Genomic DNA, 19,268 nt, shown 5'->3' with positions numbered 1-19,268 from the left:
TTGGCTTAACTTTTTCTCTTCAAGCTTCTTTTTTTTTCAAAGCCATTTTGAAGAAAGAGGATCTGCTTCATGCCGCAAGAGGTTCGATAAGTTAAAACTTTTGAGCCATTAAGATTAAAAGGCGGCTTTGTCAAATCAATTAATCTTGAAGAGCCGACCGGGATATCCACATTATCCGCGGTTAATGTCTTTTCATCGACATCATTTGTGATTAAGCAATACCTGAAATGACAGGTATTAAGAAGAAATTTTGTGACAAGAGCATTGGAAAGGTGCTGTAATACATCCTTACATATCAGCAATTCCCCTTTTGGAAGAGTGCTTTGGGTGGCATCTATATGAAGAAAGCGGATGTTTCCCTTCCCATATTTTCTTTTATTATTTTGAATGACAGATTTAACGACATCACACCCTGTGTATTCAATTCCTGTCCAATCAATCGTTTTAGAAAATTCCCAATCTCCGCAACCTGCATCTACAACCGATTTAATGCCATATTCTTTCAAGAAATTTTGCAAAAAAGCTCTATAGACTATCGTGTTAGAGAGTGTGGATCCTCCGCCTGAATGAGCTTCACCCTCTTCATTGGTACCCCAAACTTTATGTTTATAAATTTTGGAAAAAGCATCTTCACTCTCATCGCAAAAAAGTGCTACCCGATAAGTCAAAGCTATAGTAATAAGAAAACCAACGTTAAGTATTTTTTTTGATAAAAATGTCATGATAACCTCGTTTGACTTATGTTTTCTTTAAAGACTTCTTTTAAAAAAAGTAAAGTTTATTTTTTATAACTTATTAGAAAAAAAGCTGATGCCCTGCCAATAAATGATAGCAAAACTTAAAAGACTTTTTCTTTTCATCCTTTTTTCTGCCTTCTCTTATGGCTGTTACAGGCCTTGCAATCAGGGAGTGGAGGTTCATCAGGTTATTGAAGAGTCCCTTGGTAAAGATGTCTTTTGGCAAAGAAACCCGAATAGCTATTATTCATTGGAGGAGTATCTTGCTCATCTTGCGGAAGACCCTTTAAAAATTGATAACGTTATACAAATTGCTTTATTAAATAGCCCTCGCATACAAGCTCTTCTTGAAGAGGTCGGCATGGCTAAAGCAGACTTATTTGAATCCTATCTTCTCTCAAACCCGGCCCTCGATCTTTTGATAAAATACCCAAGAAAAAAGGATTTGTATACTAACCTTGAATGGTCTTTAACTCAAAGCATTGTCGATATTCTTTTAAGGCCTTTGCGAATAAAATTGGCAAGCGTCGATCTTCAAAAAGTTAAGTTAAAAATCACTCATGAGATTCAGCAGATTGCCTTTGAAGTATCGGATTGCTTTTACAAGCTTCAGACAAAAGAGCAGGCCTTAAGATTTTTAGAAACTATCCGGGAGCTCTCTTCTATCCGAATGGAAATTGCCGACAGGCAATACAGGGTTGGCGACACCTATTTATTAAGTGTTGCTAAAAGACATGCCCCTTTTTATGAAGCTGAAATTGAAATTTCTCATCTCGGATTAGAAATTATTTCACTAAAGGAACAACTAAATCGGCTTCTTGGTTTTTGCGAGGAAAAATCCTTGAATCTTTCACTTGAGTTTGAAGAAGTCGACTACCAGGGGCTTTCATTAGAGTGTCTTGAAGCTCTTGCTTTTCAAGAAAGGTTGGATTTACAAGCTCTTCGTTATGAAGTGATTTACTTATCTCAAAGCCTTGGGTTAAAAAGATGGTGGGTATACACTCAAGGACGGCTTGGGGTGGCTCAGGAAATAGATACCGATGGAACGCATGTTTTTGGACCGGCCATCGTTCTGGATATTCCTATTTTTAATTATGGCCAAGCCGAAAGACAAAGGTTATACGCATCTTTAAGGCAAGCTGAAGATGAGTTAAAGGAGCTTGAAATAAAAGTCCTCTCCGAAGTTCGCGAAGCGCATCATCTCCTCTTAATCAAACTTGATCAAATTAACAGCTATCGAGGAATCTTTTTACCTCTCGTAAATCAAATCGTTTCTCTTGGTGAAGAAAGATATAATATCATGAGCCTTGGTATTGATGAGCTATTAGAAAAAAAAATTGAAGAGCTTAAATTATGGAAAGATTACACCCAAGTTCTTGGCAGCTACTGGGATTCAAGGGTTTCTCTTGATAAAGCGATAGGTGGAAATCTCTATTTGATTCTAAATAAAAATAAAGCTCCCTTTTTAGATGGAGGCCTTTAGATGAGATCTTTTTATCTCTTTATTTTTTTAATAATAAGTTTTCAATTAAATGGCTCTATAATTACCCCTAACAATCGAAGCCTGCCTTTTGTAATGGATGGAGAGGTCAAAGTATTTCATTTAATAGCAGAGCCGATTACTAAAGAATTTGCGCCGGGATTTTTTGTAAATTGCTGGGGGTATAATGGCTCGACCCCCGGCCCTACCATAGAAGCCTATGAAGGGGATCGCGTTCGAATTTTGGTGACCAACCATCTTAATGAGCCGACAACCGTGCACTGGCACGGGCTTATATTGCCAAATGGGATGGATGGAGTCGTCGGCTTAAATCAAAGAGGGATTCAGCCCGGAGAAACTTTTAAATACGAATTCACACTTGTTCAAAATGGAACCTTCATGTACCACCCTCATGCCGATGAAATGACTCAAATAGCGATGGGCATGGAAGGTTTTTTTATTATTCATCCAAAAGAAGATAATTTTCCGGTGGATCGCGATTTTGCCATCTTTCTTCATGAATGGAAAATTCCAATCGGGCAAAAAACCCCGATGCCCTTTGAGATGTTCGATTTCAATCTCTTTACTTTTAATAGCATCCTTTACCCCAAAATAGAGCCTCTTGTAGCAAAAAAAGGAGAAAAAATACGCATTCGCTTTGCAAATGCCATGATGGATTCTCATCCGATTCATCTGCATGGCTATGAATTTAACGTAACTCGAAAGGGGGGAAAACGAATTGCTGAACAAGTCCAAGACTCACAAGTAACAGTTACCGTCTCGCCGGGCGAGACAAGAGATATCGAATTTATTGCAGATAATCCGGGAGATTGGGCTCTTCATTGCCATAAATCTCATCATACCATGAATCAAATGCAGCATAACCTTCCTAACATTTTAGGCCTTAATAAAAAAGGATTGGAAGAGAAGATAAAAAAATTTTTTCCAAATTTTACGGGCTTGATGGGAGTCAATGGCATGGGTGAAATGTTTCAAATGTTCGGAAGCCACGATCATTTGACTATGCCAACCCCCGAAAATATCGCTCCTATTGGAAGCCCGGGCCCTCATGGGGTCATTGAACTTAATGGAATGTTTACCATTCTTAAAGTAAGAGAAAATTTAACCTCCTATGACGATCCGGGCTGGTATGAAAATCCAAGCGGCACTCAAGCCGAAGCCATCCCAATGTCAATCGATAAAAAGCCATGCTCCTGGATGCAGAGTTCTCCTTAATTTTCCAATCAAAGTTTGTAGGCCTTACGAAATTTAGCCTTTGAATGATATTTCGTTTCTATTGTAAGGTATCATCCCATAAGGAGATAGAAGTAGCATTATGTGTGGTATTGGCGGTGTATTAGAGCAAGATCATCAAAAGATTCCTTTATTAAATGGGTATCTTGAAGAGATGAATCGCATTCAAAGGCATCGGGGACCTGATGGCAAAGGAATTTGGAGGCATAGAGAAGGCTTTATCGGCTTTTCCCATCAAAGGCTTTCTATCATCGATCTTGAAAAAAGCATTCAACCCATGCAAGACTGCTTTTCAAATGTTATCACTTATAATGGCGAAATTTATAATTTCGAAGAGTTAAGAGAAGAACTTAAAGGCTATCCATTTAAAACCCGCTCAGATACAGAAGTTATTTTAGCAAGCTACGAAAAATGGGGTTCTAAGTGCGTCCAGAAATTTAGAGGAATGTTCGCTTTTGCAATTTGGGATGAAAAAAAACAAACGCTATTTGCCGCAAGGGATCGATTCGGAATCAAGCCTTTTTATTATACTCTTGTAGATAATTGTTTTATTTTTGCCTCGGAAGTAAAAACCCTAATCCCCTTCCTGCCCGAATTTAAAATCGATTACGATGCGCTTAAAGATTATTTCGTTTTTCAATTTTGTCTCGGAAAGCGCACTTTGATAAAAGGGATTGAAGAGCTTGACCCAGCCCACACTCTAATTATTGAAAAAAGCGGCAAAATCAAAAGAGAGAGTTATTGGGAAGTTTATTACCATCTTGATTTTGACCACACCGAAAAATATTTCAATAATAAATTGCAGCACTTAATTGAAGACTCCATTAAGGCCCATCTTAAAAGCGATGTGCCAATTGGCGGCTATGTAAGCGGGGGCACCGATTCCGGCATTATCTCAGCTGTCGCTTCTCATTTTCTTGAGCGCGATGGAAAATCCTTTATGGGTTTCTCGGGAAGATTTGATGAAGGCGAAGAATATGATGAATCTTTTTACGCTGAATCAATTTCTAAAAAATGGAATTTTAAGCTTAATCTTCTCACTCTCACAAGCCAGGATTTTGTCGACTCCATAGAAACTATTTTATACCATCTCGACTTTCCGGTGGCAGGTCCGGGCGCTTTTCCCCAGTACCATGTCTCGAAAATGGCTTCGCAATCAAGAAAAGTCCTTCTTGGGGGACAGGGAGGAGATGAAATTTTTGGCGGTTATACTCGCTATTTGATTGCTTATTTTGAACAGTGCATAAAATCAGCCATCGAAGGGACAACTCATCTTGGCAACTTTATTGTCACCTACGAATCGATTATCCCAAATCTTGCCGCCTTGCAAAACTATAAACCGCTTTTAAAACACTTTTTTAAAGAAGGGCTATTTGAATCTCTAGATAAACGCTATTTTAGATTGATTGATCGCTCTTCGGAATTTAAAAATGAAATTCTTTGGAACGAGCTTGGAAGCTACTCCCCCTTTGAAAATTTTATCGAAATCTTTCACGGCAGTAATGTCGGTAAAGAATCCTATTTTGATAAAATGACCCATTTTGATTTTAAAACTTTGCTTCCGGCGTTGCTTCATGTTGAAGATAGAATGAGCATGGCCCATGGGGTAGAATCAAGAGTTCCTTTTCTTGATCATCCGCTTGTCGAATTTGCAGCTACGATGCCCTCCAACATTAAATTCAAAGATGGCAGTTTAAAAAGAATTTTAATTGAATCGATGCGCCACTGGCTTCCTCAAGAAGTGTCTGAAAGAAAAAATAAGATGGGTTTTCCTGTGCCTTTAAATGAATGGCTTAAAAAAGATTTAAAGCCTTTTATTCATGATCTTTTCTCAAGCAAGTCTTTTAAGGAACGGGGATTTTTTGATCAGAAAGCTGTGCTTGAAAATCTTAATACCGAGTCCAAATTCGGCCGTAAAGTGTGGGGAATTGCATGTCTTGAGCTTTGGCTCAAAATATTTTCAGACACTCATAGAGAAAAAAAAGAATTATTTATTTCTTCTGCTAAGCAAAAGTCTATTCAACATGAAGCTGCTTTTCAAAAGCAAGATTCCGTTTTAATTTTATCCTGAGGTTACCAATGAAAGTTTTAATTACAGGCGGCGCCGGTTTTATCGGCTCGCATCTTTGCGATAGATTGCTAATGAACGGCCATCAAGTACTTGTCATTGATAATTACTTAACCGGCCGTAAAGATAATCTTGAGCCGCATGCCAATCTAACCATTATAGAAGGCACTATTGCCGATAAAAATCTTGTCGATAAAGCTTTTGAATGCTTTAGACCGGATGTTGTCGTTCACGCAGCCGCCTCCTATAAAGACCCGGCTAACTGGGAAGAAGATGCCTATAGCAATGTTATTGGCACAATCAATGTTGTTAAGGCCTCCATGAAGCTTGAAATAGAAAGGATCATCTATTTTCAAACAGCCCTTTGCTATGGCCTAAAACCGAAAGAAAATCCTATTACGCTTAATCACCCGATCGACTCAAGAGGATCTAGCTATTCTATAAGCAAAACGTGCGGTGAACAATACATTGAACTTTCAGGACTTGATTTTATCTCCTTTAGACTAGCCAACGCTTACGGTCCAAGAAATTTAAGCGGTCCTTTACCGACTTTTTATCATCGTTTGACAACCGGAAAACCTTGCTTTATTGCCGATACAAGACGTGATTTTATTTTTATTGACGATTTAATTGACGTTGTCTTTAAAGCTGTAATGGGTGAAGGCCATAGAGGGTATTACCATATTTCAAGCGGCTCTGATTATTCCATAAAAGAGCTTTTTGATGAAACTTTAGCAAGTTTAAATATCACGCTTGAAAAAGAAGTCGAAATAAAACCAAGAAATCCCGATGATGTCGAAACCCTTCTAATCGATCCGAGTAAAACCAATACAGATTTCCATTGGAAAGTTAAAACACCTCTAAATGTTGGGGTTTCAAAAGCCATCTGTTGGTACGAACAATATGGCATCACGCAAACCTACACTCACTTAAAGCCGGTTTCTTAACTCATGGATTCTTTTTTGATTACAGGAGGAGCCGGCTTTGTCGGCTCTAACCTCGTTTTAGAACTGCTCTCTCGAAAGGATGTATCTTCAATTGTTGTGGTCGATAATTTTTTATCGAGTGAAAAAGAAGAACTTCCGGATCATCCCAAACTTCAAATCCTTGAAGGGTCTATTGCCGACGATTCCATCCTAAAGGAAATTGAAGATCAATTTGATTATATCTTTCATCTGGCTTGCTATCATGGCAATCAAAGCTCGATTGCTAATCCTCTTGAAGACCATCAAAACAATGCGCTTACAACCCTTAAGCTTTTTGAACATGTAAAATCGTTTAAACAACTAAAAAAAATTGTATATTCAGGAGCCGGCTGCGCGGTTAGCGATAAAAATACTTATGAAGCAAAAGCGACCCTTGAAAAGGATGTGGTTTCTTTAGATATGGACAGCCCTTATTCTATTTCCAAGGTGCTCGGCGAATTCTATGCCAAGTATTATTATAAGCAGCATGGTTTAAAAATTGTTCGGGCTAGATTTCAAAACGTATTCGGGCCAAGAGAAATTTTAGGGGCAGGAAAGTGGCGAGGGACAAAAGCCACCGTCTGGAGAAATGTAGTTCCAACTTTTATTTATAAAGCTATCAAAGGAGAAAGTTTGCCTTTAGAGAATGGCGGTGAATCCTCCAGGGACTTTATTTTCGTTAAAGACATCGTAGAAGGACTTCTCGCTTTAGCATTCAGGGGATCTCCAAATGAAGCCTACAATCTTGCAAGCGGTCAAGAAGTTACTATCTTAGAATTGGCCGCTCTCATTAATGAGCTGACAGAAAATAAAACCCCCTTGCTATTTTTGCCAAAAAGAGAATGGGACACTTCCATTAAACGGTTTGGATGCTCTCAAAAATCATATCGGGACCTTGAATTTAAAGCAAAAACCTCTCTTACTGCAGGCTTAAAAGAAACTATTGACTGGTTTCATGAAAATTTTGATAAAATTGAAAAAACGATGAGAAAGCATCTTAACCATATGCCCGAACTTAATGCCTATTTATCATTAGCTCAGCTGTAAGGCAGGTAAAGGATGTGCGGGATCGCTGCTTTGATTTCCTTAAATGGGATCCGGAATTTAAAAGACATTATAGAAATGTCATCTAAAGTAGCCCATAGAGGCCCTGACGATGAAGGTTTTGTCTTGTTCTCTAACTTTGAAAAAGCGCCCGAAATTCTTGGAAGTTCTGCTACCCCCGAGGACGCATTTCGTCTTCCCTTGCCCTACTCGCCCAAAGAAAAGATAAACCCGTCAGCTTGTTTTGGAAGATTAGCTTTATCGCATAGGCGTCTTTCCATCTTTGACCTATCAAGTTTTGGGCATCAACCGATGGCTTCGCCTTGCAGCTCTTTATGGATCGCGTATAACGGAGAAATCTACAATTTTCCTGAACTAAAAAAAGAACTTGTAAAGGAAGGGGTCTCTTTTAGAACGGGAACAGACACGGAAGTCTTGCTGCAAGGTTATAAAAGATATGGCGCTTCTTTTTTTCATAAATTGAATGGGATGTTCGCTTTTTTGCTTGTGGATCTTAACCAAAAAAAATTAGTGGCGGTAAGGGACCGATTTGGGGTAAAGCCTCTTTATTACACTCTCATCGAAGATAAATTTTTAGCTTTTGCTTCTGAAATTAAGCAGTTTTCAAGTCTATCCCCCTGGAAAGCCAAACTAAATCATGAAAGAGCGTACGATTTTTTAAAATCCGGGATTATCGATCATGAAAAAGAAACTCTATTTAAAAACGTCTTTGAGTTAAGAGGGGGGGAATTTCTAACTTGCGATCTTAATTTTCCTTTAGAAACCTTACAAATAAAGCCTTGGTACACACTCTCATTTACCCCTTTTCTTGGCAGCTTTAAAGAGGCCGTCTCTCAATATAAATCTCTTCTTCAAGAGGCCGTTTCTCTAAGGATGAGAGCCGATGTCGGATTTGGCTCTTGCCTATCCGGAGGCCTTGACTCTTCAAGCATCGTCTCCTTGGCAAGTCTTATCTTAGAGAGGGAGCAACAAAAGAAACCTCAAGCTACTTTTTCAGCTATTTCAGAAGACCCTTTAATAGATGAAAGCCCCTATATCAGCACACTTTTAGAAAGTCATCAAAATATTAAAAGCCATCTCACTTTGCCGACAGCTCTGGATCTTAAAAACAATTTTGACGCAATTGTCTGGCATCAGGATTTACCTTTTGGCTCTTCAAGCATCTATGCGCAGTGGAAAGTCTTTTCTCTTGTCAAAGACAAAAAAATTAAAGTGATGTTAGATGGTCAAGGAGCTGATGAGCTTCTTTGCGGGTACTATGAGTTTTATATTCCCTTTTTAAAAGAACTTCTAAAAAAGAAAAAATTCCTCTTTTTAGGAAGTGAATTAATCGGATGCAAAAAGAACAATCCTTTAATAAAACCTTTTAGAAGATTTTTTCAAAGCCTTCTGCCTGAGAATTTTGAAAACTCTCTTAGGACACGCCTTAAAAACAGTAAAGAAGATCTTTGGCTTGGAAAACAGCCGCATCAGAATAATTTCTTTTCCTCTAAGGATGTGGCGGATTTAAGTTATAAAATGGTAAACGCCATAAACCTGCCTATGCTTCTTCGTTTTGAAGACCGTAATTCGATGGCCCACTCCATCGAATCAAGAACCCCTTTTTTAGACTATCGTCTAGTTGAATTTACTCTTGGACTGCCCTCTCACTTTAAAATTTCCTTAGGGGAAACAAAAAGTATTTTAAGAGAAGCTTTAAAAGAAAATCTTCCCCCTATTATCAAAAACAGAAAAGATAAAATATCGTTTTCCACTTCAGAAAAAAATTGGTTTCAAAAAGAAGCCAAACACTTTTTTTTAAATAAAATCGAGGAATCGATTTCAGTAAGCAACGGGTTAATCAAACCCGAAGCTTTGATAGAAGCCAAAAAAATGGCAGAGGGAGCTCAAACTTATTCACCTATTGCATTTCGAACTTTATCTTTTGGTTCTTGGGTTAAACAATTTAAAGTAGTTATTTAAAAAGGCTTTTATTAGTGGCAAATATACCTTCCAAACTCTATCAATTCCTTAAAAAAAACCTTAAATCGAGATCTCTAAATTTTGTTCAAACGCTTTATAAGGGACGTTTACCATCCTTAAAAGTAAACCTTAAAAACGAGCTGCATAGTGACGAATTTCAAAATCTCGGGTTAAATAAGCTCTCGACTAAAGAACTTGAAAATTTAAATCACTACTTAACCAATCGTCCCAGGTCATTTTTAGATGCTTTTCCCTTTTGCCATGGGGAAAATAAACTTACATGGACTTTTAAAACAACAATAGTGTCTAAAGAAACCCAAAAACCTTCTTTCCTCACCCTTTCAACTATTTTTCAAAATGAAGCCGATTTTTTAGTGGAATGGCTAGAATATCATATGCTTCAGGGAACCGATCATTTTTTACTTTATAATCACTTCTCGACAGATAACTACCTTGAAGTCCTGGGGCCTTATATAGAAAAGGGGTGGGTAACCTTAATTGAATGGCCCTATGTCGATTACCCTAAAGCTCAACTTGATGCTTATAGCCATGCTTTAACCTATCTAGAGGGAAAAACCACTTGGGCCGCCTTTGTCGATATCGATGAATTCTTAGTCCCCCATGAGAAAGCGACTACCGTGGATTTTCTAAAAGACTACGAAGAATTTGCGGGTATTGCCATAAACTGGCAACTCTTTGGAACCTCAAATTTAGAAGTTCTTCCAAAAAAGGCTCCTTTAATTGAGCATTTAACGCATAAATTCACTTCTTCTTTTCATGACCCTGAATGGAACTCCAATCATTACACAAAATGCATCGTAAAGCCTTCTTTAATCGATAAAACTTGCTACAGTCCGCACATTTTTAAACCCATAGAGGGCTATAAAATTTGCGATCCTGATAAAAATATCTTAAAAGAGACTGATGTTAGCAATCCAAGAATGCCTCTTAGCAAAATTCAGCTGAATCATTATTGGTTTAGAACTCACGACTGGTTTTACAAAAATAAAGTGGAAAGACGAAGGTTAGTGGGTGAAAATTATTCAAGCGAAAAGCTAGATCTTCTCATTAAATCGGCAAATGAGGTAGAAGATAAGTCAATCTTAAAGTTTTTACCGGATTTGAAAAAAGCTTTGCAATCTGTTCGACATTAACTGAGGATGTTATGATACGTCTATTACTTCTGATGCTATGCCTTTCACCCTCGTTTTTGGTATCTGCCGAAAAAAGAGTCAAATTTAATAAAAAGCCTTATGTGATGTCAACCATTCATGCCCAGCTTGGCAACCAGCTTTTTGAAGTGGCAGCAGCCTTAAGCCTTGCCATAGATCATAACGCAGAAGCCTATTTCCCAGATTTTGAAACTAAGAAAACAGACAACATTCCAAAAAACAAAGAAATTTTTTTTTCGAATCTAAATACTCAAAAACCAAAAAATAAATGCTCTTATACCTATGAAGAACCCGAGTTTTCTTATCATCCAATCCCTTATAAACCCAATATGAAAATACATGGTTATTTTCAGTCGGAGAAATATTTCAAACCTAATAAAGATCGAATCCTTCCCTTATTTGAGCCAAAAAAAGAAATTATTGAATATTTGAAAAGCCGCTATCAAGATATCCTGGACCATCCAAATACGGTTGCCATACATATCAGAACTTATTTTGATAATGATCCGGAGCACCATTATTACCATTTAAATGGTCGAAGCTATGTTATAAATGCCATGCGTCATTTTCCAAAAGATAGTCTTTTCGTTGTTTTCTCTGATAAAATTGATTGGACTAAACAAGAATTAAAAGGGCTTGCCGAAAACATGCGTTTTATTGAAAAGGAAGCTTATTACCACGACTTTTATCTTATGAGCCTTTGCAAGCATCAAATCATTTCAAATTCTACTTTTTCCTGGTGGGCGGCGTACTTGAATAAAAATTCTAATAAAATAGTGGTCGCTCCAAAAAAATGGTTCGGACCAAGGCTTGCTCTTAACACAAAAGATTTATATCCGGAGGGGTGGATTTTAGAGAGCAACTAATTTTTATAAGAAGAGGCTACCAAATTTAGGTGTAAATGTTTTTTAGAGAATTACCTTTTATACTATCAAAAGAAGAAAAGAAAACTTACCTTATCATTATTGCAGCTATCGTTTTAACCTCGCTTTTAGAAACTGCTCAAATTTCAGCTCTTGCTTTTTATTTATCTTCTATTTTTGAAGGTTTTTGGGACAAAGGCATTTCATTTTCCATCAGACTACTTGGAATGCCGATTAATCTCGGTTTTTTTGAGTTTAGCTTAAGTTTGCTTGGATTAATCACAATCAAAATGTTTGTTCAGCTCTATACTCTAAAAAAGGTCTCAAAGTTTCCTTACGAGTTTTTTTTAAATTTAAGCCAAAAACTTTTCTTTCACTATCTAGAGCAAGATTATGAAACAACAATAAAAAAAAATAGCGCTCAACTCATAAAAAATTGTCTTTCAACTTGCCTTCAAGTGGCGCAAGGAATGCTCTCAAGCCTTCAATTTGTTTCGTATGCGGTGATTACAACTTTCTTGTTTTTTCTTTTGCTTTTTCAATATTTCTATTCCGCATGGAGTCTTATTTTATTTTTTTTAAGTATAGGTATTTTTCTAATAGCAAAATTTGGAAATAAATTAAGAAGCCTTGGAAAGAAAAAGGAAAGCGCGTCAGGACAGTGTTATGCCTTTTTGGCAGATGGTTTTTATGCTTTAAAAGAGATAAAAATTTACCGAAAAGCTTATTTTTTTAAAGATCGATTTCTCAAACCCTTAGAGGAGTTTTCTACAAGTATTTTTGAAGCGGCTTTTCTATCGCAAAGAGTTTCGCCTCTTGTTGAATACGCCTCCTATTTTCTTTTAATTCTATCTTTAACCCTCGCTTGGAGCTTGGGCTATAGCAAAGAAACATTTCCTGAAGCCCTAATCTTGCTTGCCCTTATCGCAAGAAGACTGCTTCCTGCTGTGAATCAACTCCTTTCTTTAAATCTGACTTTAAAAAATGCCGAATCTTCTTTCGTTTCTTTAAAAAAAGAGCTCCTAGAGGTGAAAAAAGAGAAAAAAGAATTTCACTTAGATTTTAATCATGAAATTACTCTTAAAGATATTTCATACTCATATAACGGTCATAATTACGCGCTAAATAATCTTTCTTGCACTTTTAAAAAAGGTACCTATGTTGCCATCATCGGCAAAACAGGCTCCGGCAAAAGTACTCTTCTCGACTTATTATGCGGTCTTATTAAACCTTCGTTAGGAGAGATTACAGTCGATGGGATCCCTTTTAGAGATCTTAAAGCGCTACAGCCAAAGATCGGTTATGTTCCCCAGCACACAGCTATTATTGATGATTCTCTAATAAATAATATTGCTTTTGGCGAGCCTGTTGATTTTAAAAGAATATTCGAAGCTTCAAGACAAGCTCATTTAATACACTTTACTGAAAAACTTAAAGATGGCTTTGATTCTAAAGTTGGAGATAAGGGAGTTCTTTTATCCGGTGGGGAAAGGCAGCGACTTTCTCTTGCAAGAGCTCTTTATAGAAACAGCGAGGTTTTAATTTTAGATGAAGCCTCTTCTGCTCTAGATACAAACACAGAGGATTTAATAGAAGCTGTGCTTAAATCAAAAGCTCCGCATCAAACAATATTTTCTGTGACTCATCGTTTATATAATATGGAAAGGTTTGATCAGATCTATTTAATGGAAGAAGGAAGAATCCAAAACTTCGGAACGCATGAAGAGCTTTTAAACACATCTTCTCTTTATCAAAAACTTTTAGGTCATAAAACCTTTGAGACAAACCGATCATGACTGAAAAAGCGCTTGTACTCTCCTTCTCCGATTTAAGAATAGATGCCAGAGTGAATAGGCAAATTGACTTCTTGTTAAAACTTAAAAAAGAAGTCACAGTGATCGCTTTTAATCCTCCGAAAACAACCATAAAAACTTTTATCCCAATCAGCCCTCCTTCCAGAAGTTTTTTCAACAAAGTAAAAATGTTTTTTTACCTTATCTTCAGGAAATATGAAAAAATTTACTTTGAAAAACCGGAAATTAAAGAAATATTGTCTTTTAATTTGAACAATTTTGATCTTGTCATTGCAAATGACATTGAAACCCTGCCGATTGCCTTAAAGATTAAAAAAAATGCCATTCTTTTATTTGATGCTCATGAATATGCCCCCAAGCAATTTGAAAGCAATTTTTATTGGAAACTAACAAGACAAGCCTTCAAAAGCTATTTGTCAAAAAAGTACATAAAAGAAGCCCATAGGGTTACAACCGTATCAGAGCCAATTGCTAGGCAATATCAGGAATTTTGCTCTATTAAAAAACCGACTGTGATTACTAATGCTCCCGGTTTTAGAAATCTAGCCCCCTCAAAAGTGAATAGCCAAAAGATTCGGCTTGTCCACCATGGCTTTTGCGATCAGACAAGAAAAATTGAAGATATGATTTCACTTTTCTTTCTTTTAGAGGATCGCTTTGCTTTAGATTTTTTTCTTCTATCAAATAATAAGAAGTATTTAGACAAGTTAAAGCGGCTCGCTTCGAAAAATAATCGTATCAGATTTTTAGAGCCGGTTCCCTTTTCAAAGCTGCCGGAAGCTCTAAATTCTTATGACATCGGTCTCTATTTGCAACCTAAAAGCTCTTTTAATGCCTTAAACAGCTTGCCTAATAAATTTTTTGATTTTATTCAAGCAAGACTTGCTCTTGCCATAAGCCCGTCTCTACAGATGGCTGAACTTATAAGAAAATATAAAAATGGTCGAGTAAGCTTAGATTTTTCTAAAGAATCCTTTGCTAAAATGTTAAATGATTTAAAAGTTGAAGAAATCGAAGATATGAAAAATAATTCAAATTTAGCAGCGAAAGAGTTATCTGAATTAAACAACTTTAAAATAATGAAAGAACTTTTGGCAGAAAACGGCTCTTAAATGAAATCTCCTCATGTTTTAATCATCCCCTCCTGGTATCGAACAGAGAGTAAACCTCTACGAGGGTACAATTTTAATTTTTGGGCCAAGACCTTAAGCTTGCGAAATTCAAAAGTTGGTCTTATTTTTTCAGATTTGCTTCCTTTAAGAAAAAATTTAAAAATCGATAAATTAAAAAACTATTATTTCAAGATTGAAGAAACCCATGATTCCGGCTTTCCGGAGCTTATTTTTAAGGGAGTGAATCTAGGTCTCTTCCATCCAAATTTTCGTCTCTATTTTTTAATTAAAACTTATGAAAGGCTCTTTAAGACCTACATAAAAAAGTTTGGGCGCCCTGACCTTATCCAAGCCCATAGTTTTTTGGCGGCAGGGGTTGTGGCAAGACATTTGCAAAAACGCTTTTCTATTCCTTATATCGTAAGCGAGCATGCCAGCTTTTTTTATAAAACTGCCTGTCATGGGGAGCTGATCCCAACACCTGTTTTAAATAAATATAAAGAAGCCTATCGCCATGCTAAGTGTGTCTCAGCCGTTAGCCGCCCTCTTCTTAATTGGCTTGCAGATAGCCTTCAGGTTGAAAATAAAGGAATAGTCCTACCCAATATCATCGAGCCTTTTCCTTTTAAAGAAAAAAAATCTAAAAGCGAACCCTTCATCTATTTAACCCTTGCCCACTTAAGCCGGATCAAGCGGATTGATCTTTTGCTAGAAAGTTTTAGATTGCTTGCAGATACCGGAAAAAAAGTTAAGTTAATTATTGCAGGAGATGGGGAGGAGAAGACCGCATTACTTAATTTACGAAAACAGCTTTGCCTTGAAAATTCTGTTAGTTTTATCGGCAGCTTAAAAAGAAATCAGCTGGCCCATTTTTTTAGCCAAGGAGATGCTTTTATCCTCCCAAGCTTTGTTGAAACGTTTGGAAATGCGATTGTTGAAGCCTTGCACTATGGTCTGCCTATCATTGCAGGAGCTATGGGAGCCCCGGGTGAGTATATCAATGAAAATAACGGGTTATTGTTTAATGGTTCGTCCAAAGAGGAATTAGCCCGTTTAATGGCAAAGCTTATGAACCATTCATTCAATAGCGAAATTATCAAAAATCATGCCAAATCCCATTTTGATAACAATAAAACCATGGATCTTCTTCAATCAATCCATCAAAAAGCCCTTTTGACATGAAAAGAAAAAATGTCCTCGTTATTTGTTTCACAAAGATAAGTCAAGATCCAAGGGTTCAAAACCAACTTATCTTGCTTGATAAACTTGGCTTTAAAACAACAGTTATCGGCTTGGATGAACCTTCCGTCCGTTGCTCTGAATTTATTGAAGTAAAAAAAAGAAGGAATTCCAATTGGCAAAGGGGCCTAAACTTAATTAAAAGAATCATAGAGTTGACAACCCTGGAATTTGAGCCTATTTATTGGCGGATTCCCATGATTGCAGACTCTCTTAAGCTTACTTTGCCTTCCTTTGATTTTGTTTTAGCTAATGAAATTCATGCTCTGCCTATCGGAATAAAATGGGCTAAAGAGAAGCCTCTCATCTGGGATGCCCATGAATATTATCCCGGTTCTTATAACTCTTCTTTTCTTAAAAAGAGCTATCAAAAAAAATATGCCGTCTCACTTTTAAAAACCTATTTGAGAAAAGTACCTTTTATGACGGTATCAACCGGCATTGCTAATCTTTATAAAGAAAATTTTGATGTAAATAGATTTTTTATCCTTCCGAATGTTCCCTTAAAGTATGATTTAAAAGTTAAGAAAGTAAACCCAAGCGAAATTAAAATAATCGCTCATGGAAATGCAGATCCTAAAAGGGAATGGGAAAAGATTTTTGCTTTTATGCTAAAGCTTCCCTCCCGTTTTACACTCGATTGCATTTTAGTCTCTCAAAATAACACCCCTTATTTGAATCACCTTAAGGTCTTAGCTAAGAAACTTCCAAGAGTTCGTCTTCTTGAGAAACTTCCCATGAAGGATCTGGTTCCTTTTTTAAATCAGTATGATATCGGTCTTATTCATCTTAAAGAGAAGCCGGAAAACCACACCTTCGCCCTGCCTAATAAATTTTTTCAAAACATCCAGGCAAGAATTGCTGTCGCCGTTCCCCCTTTAGTTGAAATGAAAAAAATTACCTCTGATTTACAATTAGGGTTTATCGGAAATGATTTTAACCTAGATTCCCTCTCAAACCAAATTGCAAGTGCCTCTTTTGAAACAATCGAAAGATTTAAGGAAAGATGCCATGAAGCGAGTTCTCATTTTTGTTTAGAGAATTATATTTTGGGTTTTGAACAATTTTTAAACAATGCTATGGCTCTATGAGTTCTTCTAAAAAGTGGGTTTATTTATTTCTAATCAACCTATTATTGATGCTCGGACTAGTGGCTTCTTTAAACTTCGCTTTTGATCCATTTCTTTATTTTGGGCGCGAGAAACCTTCCCCCTATCCCTTGTTTGATGAAAGGGAGCAAAAGATTAATTTCTTGCTTAATCATAAAGAAACTATCTATGGAGCTCTCCTTATTGGATCAAGCCGGATAGCTTCACTTGATGCAGACTATTTTAAAGAAAAAACATTAAATCTGGGCTGCAGCGGCCTCTCGATAACAGAATACTTTGATCTTTTGCAATTTGCCTTAAAAACCTTAAAAACAACACCTCAGAAGGTGTATTTAGGGCTTGATTTCGGTCAAATCGATGAGCGCTCTATGAAACTCACCGAAATCAAAAAAATTCTTGAAAAACGTCAAAAATTTGTTTATTTTTTAAATCCCCTCCTTTCTTTTGAAGCCTCGCTTATCAGTTTAAAAAAGTTATTTGGACAGGAAAATGGGTTAATTTCTTTGACCGACTCCTTAAGTCGAATCTACAAGGAACTTGATGAGAAAGAAAAAGAAGCTAAGATTAACCATCAGCTTAAAGCCTATAAAAATAGACGTCTAGAAATTCAAAATTTCCAGGAATTGCACTTTAAAGAAAAGCTTAAAGCCCTTATCCAAAATTTTCCCGAGATAGAATTTCAGGTGTTTACAACCCCTGAGACAGCCCGTCTTTTTAAAGAAATCAAATCCTCTCCTCTTCTTCAGGTTTATAAAAGTTGGCTGAAAGAGCTTGTCTCCCTTTTTGAAAAAATTAAGCACATCCATTTTTTTGGTCTATCGCCTGAGGAAGAATTTGAACTATTTTTTGACGCCCATCACCTTAATCCGAAAAAATCGCAAATTATCATCGACATTTTAGAAAAAAGCGATGAAGAAGAAAAACTGTTTCAATCCCTCACTTTAAAAAATATCGATTCCTTTATGAGGGAAAGGCTATGATTTATAGTTCTTTCGAATTCATATTTCTCTTTTTTCCGATAGCGCTCTTCGGCTATTTTTCTTTAAAAAAAATAAAGAAAGAAATGACAGGTTTTTGGCTTTTGCTTGTCTCCCTTATTTTTTATGGTTCTTGGAATGCGGCCTTTCTTCCCCTTCTTATTTTTTCAACTCTCTTTAATTGGTTGGTAGGACGGAAGATTGAGAAAATGAGAGAGGTTAAAAAAAAAGCAAGGTCATGGCTTATTATAGGAATCGCCTTTAACCTTTTATTTTTAAGCTATTATAAATATAGCAGCCTTCTTTTAGATTTACTGAATACGCTTTTTTCAACCTCAATACCCTATCAATTATCCGATTTTCCAATCGGCATTAGCTTTATAACCTTTCAGCAAATCACCTATCTTGTGGATCTCTATTCTAAAAAAATTGAAAAGCATGGAGATATTTTTGCGTTCAGCTTATTTGTCTCTTTTTTTCCGCAACTCATAGCGGGCCCAATTGTTCTCTACCAAGAGCTCATTCCCCAATTGGCTGATAAAAAAAAGCCGAATGATTTTGATTTGATAGCTAAAGGGATCTTTATTTTTTCAATCGGTCTTTTTAAAAAAGTCATTCTTGCAGACTCTCTTTCCTATTGGGTGGACCTTGGGTTTTCAAATGTTGAAAAGTTAACTTTTATTGAAGCTTGGATTGTAGCCTTCGCTTATAATTTTGAGCTTTATTTCGATTTTAGCGCTTATTCGGATATGGCTATCGGCATCGGATGGATTTTAGGCATTCATTTACCTCTTAATTTCAATTCCCCCTTAAAAGCAGACAATATCCAGGAATTCTGGAAAAGATGGCATATAACTTTTAGCCGTTTTATTAGAAATTACCTCTATATCCCGCTTGGTGGAAGCGCTTTTGGAAAATTGCGGCACGCAAGTGCAACTTTTTTTGTTTTCTTCTTAACAGGGCTATGGCATGGCAGCGGCCTTACTTTTATTCTTTGGGGTTTGGTGCATGGGGCAGCGATTATCTTCTATCAGTTTTGGAAAAAAACCGGGGTCGTTCTTTCAAAAACAACAGGAATTTTCACAACTTTTATATTCTGCTCAATTGCAAGAATTATCTTTAGATCTGAAACTATCTTTCAAATGAAAGGCATTCTTCATACCATGGCCTTAGGAAAAGGAGTCTCTCTTCCTCAATATATGAATGGGGTTATAGCATTAAAAGGGCTTTCCTTTAATGGCGTCATGCCCCTTTTTAGAAAAGACATCCTGAGCTTGGTTTCCTTTCTTGCCCTATCATTTATTCTCTGTTTTCTTTGTAGAAATTCTAATGAACTTTCTAAGCAATTTATCCCGAATAAACGCCACCTTGGCTTTAGCCTTTTTCTCTTTATGAGCTCCCTTTTTTATCTTGGCAAAGCCAAAAGCTTCATCTATTTTGCCTTTTGATTT

15 protein-coding genes are annotated in these 19,268 nt (G+C 36.7%); 14 read left to right on the top strand and 1 reads right to left on the bottom strand.

The genetic code is table 11. The features are described from left to right. Positions 1-5: 5 nt before the first annotated feature. Positions 6-722 (bottom strand): class I SAM-dependent methyltransferase, encoded by a 717-nt coding sequence (locus CSEC_RS07900; RefSeq protein ID WP_053331902.1) that lies wholly within the window; start codon positions 720-722, stop codon positions 6-8. A gap of 103 nt (positions 723-825) precedes the next feature. On the opposite strand from CSEC_RS07900, the gene CSEC_RS07895 reads away from it, so the two are divergent. The 14 genes from CSEC_RS07895 to CSEC_RS07830 all read left to right on the top strand — a co-directional run bounded on the left by CSEC_RS07895 (position 826) and on the right by CSEC_RS07830 (position 19,265). Then, positions 826-2,220: a TolC family protein gene (locus CSEC_RS07895; RefSeq protein ID WP_053331901.1), complete on the top strand. Its 1,395-nt coding sequence runs from the start codon at positions 826-828 to the stop codon at positions 2,218-2,220. Then, positions 2,221-3,453, top strand: coding sequence for a multicopper oxidase family protein (locus CSEC_RS07890; protein WP_041017900.1), 1,233 nt, complete (start codon positions 2,221-2,223; stop codon positions 3,451-3,453). Positions 3,454-3,553: 100 nt separating this feature from the next. Next, on the top strand, positions 3,554-5,542 hold the full coding sequence (gene asnB / locus CSEC_RS07885) for an asparagine synthase (glutamine-hydrolyzing) (protein ID WP_053331900.1): 1,989 nt from the start codon (positions 3,554-3,556) through the stop codon (positions 5,540-5,542). Positions 5,543-5,550: 8 nt separating this feature from the next. Further along, entirely contained in the window at positions 5,551-6,486 is a 936-nt protein-coding gene (locus CSEC_RS07880) for an NAD-dependent epimerase/dehydratase family protein (RefSeq protein ID WP_041017899.1), read from the top strand. Between the two features lie 3 nt (positions 6,487-6,489). Continuing rightward, on the top strand, positions 6,490-7,551 hold the full coding sequence (locus CSEC_RS07875) for an NAD-dependent epimerase/dehydratase family protein (protein ID WP_041017898.1): 1,062 nt from the start codon (positions 6,490-6,492) through the stop codon (positions 7,549-7,551). Between the two features lie 12 nt (positions 7,552-7,563). Beyond that, complete coding sequence (gene asnB / locus CSEC_RS07870) at positions 7,564-9,531, top strand: asparagine synthase (glutamine-hydrolyzing) (RefSeq protein ID WP_041017897.1); 1,968 nt, start codon at positions 7,564-7,566, stop codon at positions 9,529-9,531. 14 nt (positions 9,532-9,545) lie between these two features. Beyond that, entirely contained in the window at positions 9,546-10,685 is a 1,140-nt protein-coding gene (locus tag CSEC_RS07865; RefSeq protein ID WP_053331899.1) for a glycosyltransferase family 92 protein, read from the top strand. A gap of 11 nt (positions 10,686-10,696) precedes the next feature. Beyond that, positions 10,697-11,569, top strand: coding sequence for an alpha-1,2-fucosyltransferase (locus tag CSEC_RS07860; protein WP_041017896.1), 873 nt, complete (start codon positions 10,697-10,699; stop codon positions 11,567-11,569). Between the two features lie 35 nt (positions 11,570-11,604). Beyond that, positions 11,605-13,362: an ABC transporter ATP-binding protein gene (locus CSEC_RS07855; RefSeq protein ID WP_041017895.1), complete on the top strand. Its 1,758-nt coding sequence runs from the start codon at positions 11,605-11,607 to the stop codon at positions 13,360-13,362. Beyond that, positions 13,359-14,492: a glycosyltransferase gene (locus CSEC_RS07850; protein WP_053331898.1), complete on the top strand. Its 1,134-nt coding sequence runs from the start codon at positions 13,359-13,361 to the stop codon at positions 14,490-14,492. Before CSEC_RS07855 ends, CSEC_RS07850 begins: the two co-directional genes overlap by 4 nt. Then, positions 14,493-15,674, top strand: a complete 1,182-nt coding sequence (locus CSEC_RS07845; RefSeq protein WP_041017894.1) for a glycosyltransferase — start codon at positions 14,493-14,495, stop codon at positions 15,672-15,674. It abuts the gene before it with no gap. After that, positions 15,671-16,822 carry a glycosyltransferase family protein gene (locus CSEC_RS07840; protein WP_041017893.1) on the top strand — a complete coding sequence of 384 codons (1,152 nt, stop codon included), beginning with the start codon at positions 15,671-15,673 and terminating at the stop codon, positions 16,820-16,822. The genes CSEC_RS07845 and CSEC_RS07840 overlap by 4 nt, the downstream gene beginning before the upstream one ends. Next, positions 16,819-17,820: a hypothetical protein gene (locus tag CSEC_RS07835; RefSeq protein ID WP_041017892.1), complete on the top strand. Its 1,002-nt coding sequence runs from the start codon at positions 16,819-16,821 to the stop codon at positions 17,818-17,820. Before CSEC_RS07840 ends, CSEC_RS07835 begins: the two co-directional genes overlap by 4 nt. Then, positions 17,817-19,265: an MBOAT family O-acyltransferase gene (locus tag CSEC_RS07830; RefSeq protein ID WP_041017891.1), complete on the top strand. Its 1,449-nt coding sequence runs from the start codon at positions 17,817-17,819 to the stop codon at positions 19,263-19,265. The genes CSEC_RS07835 and CSEC_RS07830 overlap by 4 nt, the downstream gene beginning before the upstream one ends. The last annotated feature ends 3 nt before the right edge of the window (positions 19,266-19,268 follow it).

The sequence above is a fragment of the Criblamydia sequanensis CRIB-18 genome, from assembly GCF_000750955.1.
GTDB classification, from domain to species: Bacteria; Chlamydiota; Chlamydiia; order Chlamydiales; family Criblamydiaceae; genus Criblamydia; species Criblamydia sequanensis.
Note: the sequence above shows the minus strand (reverse complement) of the source record. Positions and strands in the feature narration are given on the sequence as shown.

Excerpts from the sequence above, each read along its gene's own strand:
- CSEC_RS07900 (WP_053331902.1), bottom strand. The coding sequence starts at position 722 with ATGACATTTTTATCAAAAAAAATACTTAACGTTGGTTTTCTTATTACT.
- CSEC_RS07895 (WP_053331901.1), top strand. The coding sequence starts at position 826 with ATGATAGCAAAACTTAAAAGACTTTTTCTTTTCATCCTTTTTTCTGCC.
- CSEC_RS07890 (WP_041017900.1), top strand. The coding sequence starts at position 2,221 with ATGAGATCTTTTTATCTCTTTATTTTTTTAATAATAAGTTTTCAATTA.
- asnB (WP_053331900.1), top strand. The coding sequence starts at position 3,554 with ATGTGTGGTATTGGCGGTGTATTAGAGCAAGATCATCAAAAGATTCCT.
- CSEC_RS07880 (WP_041017899.1), top strand. The coding sequence starts at position 5,551 with ATGAAAGTTTTAATTACAGGCGGCGCCGGTTTTATCGGCTCGCATCTT.
- CSEC_RS07875 (WP_041017898.1), top strand. The coding sequence starts at position 6,490 with ATGGATTCTTTTTTGATTACAGGAGGAGCCGGCTTTGTCGGCTCTAAC.
- asnB (WP_041017897.1), top strand. The coding sequence starts at position 7,564 with ATGTGCGGGATCGCTGCTTTGATTTCCTTAAATGGGATCCGGAATTTA.
- CSEC_RS07860 (WP_041017896.1), top strand. The coding sequence starts at position 10,697 with ATGATACGTCTATTACTTCTGATGCTATGCCTTTCACCCTCGTTTTTG.
- CSEC_RS07855 (WP_041017895.1), top strand. The coding sequence starts at position 11,605 with ATGTTTTTTAGAGAATTACCTTTTATACTATCAAAAGAAGAAAAGAAA.
- CSEC_RS07850 (WP_053331898.1), top strand. The coding sequence starts at position 13,359 with ATGACTGAAAAAGCGCTTGTACTCTCCTTCTCCGATTTAAGAATAGAT.
- CSEC_RS07845 (WP_041017894.1), top strand. The coding sequence starts at position 14,493 with ATGAAATCTCCTCATGTTTTAATCATCCCCTCCTGGTATCGAACAGAG.
- CSEC_RS07840 (WP_041017893.1), top strand. The coding sequence starts at position 15,671 with ATGAAAAGAAAAAATGTCCTCGTTATTTGTTTCACAAAGATAAGTCAA.
- CSEC_RS07835 (WP_041017892.1), top strand. The coding sequence starts at position 16,819 with ATGAGTTCTTCTAAAAAGTGGGTTTATTTATTTCTAATCAACCTATTA.
- CSEC_RS07830 (WP_041017891.1), top strand. The coding sequence starts at position 17,817 with ATGATTTATAGTTCTTTCGAATTCATATTTCTCTTTTTTCCGATAGCG.